The sequence below is a fragment of the Oscillochloris sp. ZM17-4 genome (assembly GCF_019599295.1).
Taxonomy (GTDB): domain Bacteria; phylum Chloroflexota; class Chloroflexia; order Chloroflexales; family Chloroflexaceae; genus Oscillochloris.
In genome coordinates, this window is the sequence record NZ_JAIEWN010000162.1 from 1 (window position 1) to 1,553 (window position 1,553).

Consider the following 1,553-nt stretch of genomic DNA (forward strand, 5'->3'; position numbering starts at 1 on the left):
CGTCGAGCGCGTCGGTGTGGATGAAGGGCGGGCGCATTCTCAGGTCGACGGGCTGGAGCGCGGAGGGCAGGGCGATCTCCAGTCCGCCGCGGATGAGCGGCCGGGCGCTGATCACCGTGACCCGCAGCGCCACCAGCTGGCCTGTGCGCAGGTCGGCGGGGGCGATCAGCGCGCCGCTGAGCGGGTCGAGGTACTCCTGGTAGAGGCTGATCTGGGCCGGCGATGTGGCGGCGGCCGTCGTCCCGGCGGCGCGCGCCGCCACGAGGTAGTCGCCAGCCCCGGCGGCGAGCACCTGGAGGATCATGCCGTCGCTGCCGGATGTCGCCAGCGTCTGGAGTCGGACGGTGGCGGTGATCGGCTCGGCGCGGTCGAGCAGCACGGCGGCCCCGAGCTGTACGGATCGCGGCCCGCCCTCGGTCGGGGCATGGTTGCGCAGGGCGGCGGCGACCCGGGCGGCGGCGAAGGCGCCGGGCCAGCCGTCGACTCCCCAGTGCATCAGTAGGCCCCGCTCGGCGGCGGCGCGCTCGGTATCCAGAGGGCGGACGTCGCGCAGGGCCTGGATGGCGGCTGCGCTGACGGCGGCCTGGCTGCGCAGCATAGCAGATGGCCCGCTGGCGGCCCAGGTGATCGCGGCGGGCGCTGCGCCCGCCTGCGGCGCGCGGTCGGCGGCGGCCAGGAGCCGGTCGATCAGGCCTGCGGCGGCCGGCGCGGGCAGGGCCTGGGCGAGGTAGGCCAGCCCGTCGGGGCCGAGGTTGGCGCTGTCCAGGGCCATGGCCGCCGCCGCGTCGCCCGCGCCGGCCCCGGCCCGCACATAGAGCAGGTAGGCCTGTGTATCGGGATCCAGCCCGTCGCCGGCGCGGGCCAGGTAGCTCAGGGCGCGCGGCCCGGGGGCCGCCAGGCCAGCGACGGAGTCGTGGGCGAGCTGCTGGGCCTCGACGGCGAAGGCGCTGACGAAGGGCCGCGAGGGTGTGCCCGGCCACCAGCCCCAGCCGCCATCGGCGCTCTGCGCGGCGGCAAGCTCGTCGGCGGCCTGGCGGGCCAGATCGGCCCAGTGCGCCCTGCCCGTCGCCGGCCCGCTGTGGGCCAGGGCGGCGCTGATCAGCAGCAGCCCGGCCCGCTGCTCCACGCTGCGCTCAGGCAGGTCGGCCAGGGCGCCGGCGCTGTCGGCGAGGGTCGCCCACACCCCCGGCGCGATCGCCAGGCTGATCTCCCCCGCTGCGGGCAGGGCGAGCTCCGTCGTCAGGCTGCCCGAGCCGATCAGCGTGCCCCCCAGGGTTGACACCGGGTCCACGGCCTCGACCGTCAGGTCGCGCGCCACCTGCCCGCTCAGGCCGTCGCCATCCGCCGTGTAGCGCAGGTTCACCACGCGCACGCCGGGTCGCGGGCTCAGCGACCAGGTGATCCGCTGGGCGCCGCCGGGCGCGAGGATCAGCTGCCGCTCGGCGGGGGTGGCCGGGGCGATCTCGCCGCCCGCCGCCTGGAGCCGCACCTGGAGCGACTGAGTCACGGGGCTGGTGTTACGGACGCGCAGGCTGACCTCGGCGCGGTCGCCC

At 77.1% G+C, this 1,553-nt stretch carries 1 protein-coding gene; it reads right to left on the minus strand.

What is annotated here, in order from left to right:
- The coding region (locus tag K2Z83_RS28380; RefSeq protein ID WP_220598532.1) for a hypothetical protein at positions 1–1,553 on the minus strand (1,553 nt) is incomplete at both ends.